The organism is Citrobacter sp. wls826, from assembly GCF_005281245.1.
GTDB lineage: Bacteria > Pseudomonadota > Gammaproteobacteria > Enterobacterales > Enterobacteriaceae > Citrobacter > Citrobacter braakii.
On sequence record NZ_SZWS01000041.1, the window covers coordinates 88,792 to 94,194 of the forward strand.

The 5,403-nt window shown below is 54.3% G+C and carries 4 protein-coding genes and 1 pseudogene; 1 reads left to right on the top strand and 4 read right to left on the bottom strand.

Annotated elements, in window-relative coordinates; genetic code table 11:
- The 4 genes and pseudogenes from aphA to dnaB form a co-directional block, all read right to left on the bottom strand.
- Positions 1-135 (bottom strand): annotated as a pseudogene (gene aphA / locus FDW87_RS22205) (acid phosphatase AphA); the annotation flags it as partial.
- A gap of 249 nt (positions 136-384) precedes the next feature.
- Positions 385-1,578 (bottom strand): aromatic amino acid transaminase, encoded by a 1,194-nt coding sequence (tyrB, locus tag FDW87_RS09395; RefSeq protein WP_103284322.1) that lies wholly within the window; start codon positions 1,576-1,578, stop codon positions 385-387.
- A gap of 129 nt (positions 1,579-1,707) precedes the next feature.
- Positions 1,708-2,787, bottom strand: a complete 1,080-nt coding sequence (alr, locus tag FDW87_RS09400; protein WP_016155354.1) for an alanine racemase — start codon at positions 2,785-2,787, stop codon at positions 1,708-1,710.
- 47 nt (positions 2,788-2,834) lie between these two features.
- A complete protein-coding gene (gene dnaB, locus FDW87_RS09405) occupies positions 2,835-4,250 on the bottom strand; it encodes a replicative DNA helicase (protein ID WP_003826610.1) in 1,416 nt (471 codons plus the stop codon).
- 64 nt (positions 4,251-4,314) lie between these two features.
- Here dnaB and FDW87_RS09410 point away from each other — a divergent pair, with 64 nt between their 5' ends.
- Complete coding sequence (locus FDW87_RS09410; protein ID WP_016155445.1) at positions 4,315-5,298, top strand: quinone oxidoreductase; 984 nt, start codon at positions 4,315-4,317, stop codon at positions 5,296-5,298.
- Positions 5,299-5,403: the final 105 nt, after the last annotated feature.

The following is a 5,403-nucleotide window of genomic DNA, read 5'->3' on the forward strand; positions in this document are numbered from 1 at the left end:
GGGTGCCTGCTCAGCGAGTTTTGCAACGTTGGTGCCTGGATTAAGCTGAGAGGGAGAGGAAACTAACGCCTGGGCCGGCTGATTTAGCGTGAACAATAAACAAACGGCACTCAGTGCCAACGTAAACTTGCGCATATTTTTCCCTAAGTAGTCAGTTAGTTATCATTTTTTTATTAACAACTGGTCAAAAAACTATCTGACCTTACCCCTTAGGGGGAGGGAAAGGAAGGATTTTCTCTGGTTTTGTCCTGGAAAAAGAGCATGATCACATTGGAAAACAGACCAATAGCACGGTGAAAGAAAGTAGGCCGGATAAGGTGATTACACCGCCATCCGGCAATACAATGCCTGATGGCGCGACGCTTATCAGGCCTAAAAACCCGGTTACATGACGGCGGCAAATGCCTTCGCCACGCGTTGCACGTTACCGTGATTCAACCCGGCCACGCACATACGACCGCTGGCTATCAGGTACACACCGAACTCATCGCGCAGGCGATCGACCTGAGCAGCGCTGAGCCCGGTATAGCTGAACATCCCGCGCTGTTGCAGCAGGTAATCAAAGTTACGACCAGGGATCTCCGCATTCAATACGTTAACCAGCGCCTGGCGCATCGCCAGAATACGGGTACGCATCTCTTCGACTTCCGCCAGCCAACTGGCTTTCAGCGCGTCATCACCCAACACTGCGGCCACGACCTGCGCACCAAAGTTTGGCGGGCTGGAATAGTTACGACGCACCGTCGCTTTTAGCTGCCCCAGAACGCGGCTGGCGGCATCAGCGTCTTCACAGACCACTGAAAGTCCGCCGACACGCTCGCCGTACAAAGAGAAAATCTTCGAGAATGAATTGCTGACCAGTGCAGGCAATCCGGCGCTGGCAATGGCGCGGATCGCATAGGCATCGTCTTCCATTCCACCGCCGAAACCCTGGTAAGCAATATCCAGGAACGGGATCAGATCGCGAGCTTTCAGGATCTCAATGACACCATCCCACTGCGCGGGGGTTAAATCCGCACCCGTCGGGTTATGGCAGCATGGATGCAACAGTACGATGCTGCGCGCCGGTAAGGTGTTCAGCGTGGCCAGCAGGTCGTTGAAACGCACGCCATTGGTGGTGTTATCATACCAGGGGTAAGTACTTACTTCGAATCCAGCACCTTCAAAAATCGCGATGTGGTTTTCCCAGGTCGGATCGCTGACCCACACGCCAGAATCAGGGAAATAGCGTTTCAGGAAGTCTGCGCCAACCTTTAGCGCACCGGAGCCGCCCAGCGTCTGAATCGTTGCGACGCGCTGCTGCTGGAGAACCGGATGATCTGCGCCAAACAACAGCGGCGCAATAGTATGGCGATAAGTGTTCAGACCTTCCATCGGCAGATACAGCGAAGCGCCATGCGGTTTGGCATTCAGTCGGGCTTCCGCTTCTGCCACCGCTTTGAGCTGAGGAATAATGCCGTCTTCGTTGTAGTACAGACCGATGCTGAGGTTCACTTTGTCGCTACGTGCATCGTCTTTGAAACGCTCCATGAGCGATAAAATCGGGTCGCCAGCGTAGGCGTCAACTTTTTGAAACACGTGTGGTTCTCCAGGTTTACAGGCAGGGGTTAAGAACACAATAAACCGGAAGCGGGAGAAGATCGAGAGGATGTTGAGAGGAATATTGCCGGATGGCGGCGTAACCGCCTTATCCGGCACATCATGAACTTAATCGATGTACTTCATTGCCACCCTTGAGGTCAGGCGCGTGATAAGTTCGTAAGCACTTACTTTCGTCATTTCAGCAATGCGTTCAACGGGCAGGCCCTCACCCCACAGGATAACCGAATCGCCGGCTTTGTCCTGCGCCTCGGGACCTAAATCGACGCAAATCATATCCATCGCGACGCGACCGACGATCGGCACTTCACGGCCATTGACCAGTACCGGTGTCCCAGACGGCGCAGCGCGCGGATAACCATCGCCATAGCCCATCGCCACCACGCCCAGACGCGTGTCGCGCTCGCTCAGCCAGGTTCCACCATAGCCAACCGGCTCGCCCGCTTTGTGTTCACGCACCGCAATCAGGCTGGAAGTGAGCGACATCACCGGCTGGCAGCCAAAATCGGCACCGATAGAGTGGTTTTCCAACGGCGATACGCCATACAGAATCAGCCCCGGACGCGCCCAGTCGAAGTGAGACTGCGGCCACAGCAGAATACCTCCCGACGCGGCTATCGAACGCTGACCCGGTTTACCTGCGCAAAAGCTATTGAAGATATCGAGCTGCTTTTCGGTCGCGCCGCACTCAGGCTCGTCCGCGCGCGCAAAGTGGCTGACGATATTGACCGGCTGGCGCACGTTTTCACATTGCGTCAAGCGCTGATAAAACGCCTCGGCCTGCTCCGGACGCACGCCCAGGCGGTGCATTCCCGTGTCGAGCTTCATCCAGACGGTGACCGGTTCAGCCAGTACCGCGGCTTCCAGAGCTTCAAGCTGCTCCTGGTTGTGGACGGCAGTATGCAGACGCTGCGCGGAGATAGTCGGCAGATCGGAAGCATCAAAAAATCCTTCCAGCAGCAGGATGGGCTGCGTGATCCCTCCCGCTCGCAACCGCAGGGCTTCTTCAAGACGAGCGACACCAAAAGCGTCCGCATCGGGGAGCGTTCGCGCGGTCTCTAACAGACCATGGCCGTAAGCGTTCGCTTTCACGACCGCAACCAGTTTACTGGCTGGAGCCAGTTCACGCAGACGTTGCAGGTTGTGTCGCAGAGCGCGGCGGTTAATGACTACAGTTGCCGCTTGCATTTGTATTCCTTGATAAGTATTTGCTTGAGTAACCTGATTCAGTGTTGTTATTCGTCGTCGTACTGCGGGCCAGCATAGTTATCGAAGCGCGACCACTGACCGTTAAACGTCAGGCGCACCGTACCGATCGGGCCGTTACGCTGTTTACCGATAATGATCTCGGCGATGCCTTTCAGGTCGCTGTTTTCGTGATAAACCTCATCACGATAGATAAACATGATTAAATCGGCATCCTGCTCGATGGAGCCAGACTCACGCAGATCCGAGTTGACAGGACGCTTATCGGCGCGTTGTTCCAGAGAGCGGTTAAGCTGCGACAGCGCCACCACCGGCACATGCAGTTCTTTCGCTAACGCTTTCAGCGAGCGGGAAATTTCGGCAATTTCCAGCGTACGGTTGTCGGAGAGCGACGGCACGCGCATCAGCTGCAGGTAGTCGATCATGATAAGTCCGATACCACCGTGTTCGCGGGCGATACGACGGGCACGCGAGCGCACTTCCGTTGGCGTCAGGCCGGAGGAGTCATCAATATAGATGTTTCGTTTCTCCAGCAAAATACCCATTGTTCCGGAAATTCGCGCCCAGTCTTCATCATCCAGTTGACCGGTACGGATTTTGGTTTGGTCTACACGTGAGAGTGAGGCCAGAGAACGCATCATGATCTGTTCTGAGGGCATTTCAAGACTAAAGATAAGAACCGGCTTATCTTGCAACATCGCCGCATTTTCGACGAGGTTCATTGCAAATGTCGTTTTACCCATCGACGGACGCGCGGCGACGATAATTAAGTCTGACGGCTGCAAACCAGCAGTCTTTTTATTGAGGTCGTCATAACCGGTGTTGACCCCGGTGACACCGTCGTGTGGCTGCTGGAACAACTGTTCGATACGCGCGACGGTAGCGTCGAGCACATCGGTAATATTTTTCGGACCTTCGTCTTTGTTGGCGCGGCTTTCAGCAATTTTAAAGACGCGGGATTCGGCGAGGTCCAGCAGATCTTCACTGGAACGGCCTTGCGGATCAAACCCGGCTTCTGCGATCTCGTTCGCCACCGAAATCATGTCACGAACAACGGCACGTTCGCGGACAATATCCGCATAGGCACTAATGTTCGCTGCACTTGGCGTATTTTTAGATAACTCAGCCAGGTAAGCAAAACCGCCGACGCTGTCCAGTTGCCCCTGAACTTCCAGCGATTCTGCAAGCGTGATCAGATCGATGGGTTTTCCCATCTCCTGCAGGCGATGCATTTCGGTGAAGATGTGCCGGTGCGGTCGGGTATAAAAATCTTCCGCCACCACACGCTCAGCCACATCGTCCCAGCGCTCGTTATCCAGCATTAAACCGCCCAACACCGACTGTTCCGCTTCAATCGAGTGCGGCGGTACTTTCAGCCCGGCGACCTGGGGATCGCGCTCACGAGCATCAGTCTGTTGTTTGTTGAAGGGTTTATTTCCTGCCATAGTGAATGGAGTTACCGAGATAATGATTGGGTCGAAAGATTACCACATTTCTTTTGGAGGAAGCATGGCAACACGTATTGAATTTCACAAGCATGGTGGCCCTGATGTACTCAAGGCTGTGGAGTTTACGCCCGTAGACCCGGCGGAAAATGAAATCCAGGTCGAGAACAAAGCGATTGGGATCAACTATATCGACACCTATATCCGCAGTGGTCTTTATCCGCCGCCTTCTCTGCCCAGCGGTCTGGGTACCGAAGCCGCAGGCGTGGTCAGTAAAGTCGGTAGCAAAGTGACGCACATTAAAGCCGGCGATCGCGTGGTTTACGCGCAGTCTCCCCTGGGCGCCTACAGCTCAGTGCATAACGTCCCGGCTGATAAAACCGCTATTTTGCCCAACGCTATCTCGTTTGAACAAGCTGCCGCCTCGTTTCTTAAAGGGCTCACCGTTTTTTATCTGTTGCGTAAGACCTATGAAATTCAGCCCGATGAACCATTTTTGTTCCATGCGGCAGCAGGCGGCGTCGGTATGATTGCCTGCCAGTGGGCAAAAGCATTGGGTGCGAAGCTGATTGGCACCGTCGGTAATGCGCAAAAAGCGCAAATTGCGCTGCAGGCCGGCGCATGGCAGGTCATTAACTATCGTGAAGAGAGCATTGTAGAACGTGTAAAAGAGATCACTGGCGGTAAAAAAGTGCGGGTGGTGTATGACTCGGTGGGGAAAGATACCTGGGAAGCCTCACTGGATTGCCTGCAGCGCCGGGGGCTCATGGTCAGCTTTGGTAATGCTTCCGGACCGGTGACTGGCGTTAACTTAGGCATTCTGAATCAGAAAGGTTCGCTGTACGTGACTCGCCCTTCACTCCAGGGTTATATCACCAACCACCATGAATTAACCGAAGCCAGCAATGAGCTTTTCTCGCTGATTGCCAGCGGAGTGATCAAAGTGGATGTCGCACCGGGCCAGACGTTCGCACTGCACGACGCGCAGCGTGCTCATGAAGTGCTGGAAAGCCGGGCCACACAGGGGTCGAGTTTGTTGATCCCGTAACGCCCTCATTTCCGCTAAATAATTCAAGCCGCCAACAAACCTGCGGTTTGAATTATGAAGGGGGAAGAAAGAATTAGGGCTTCCCGTAGGAAGCCCTTTCTTTTT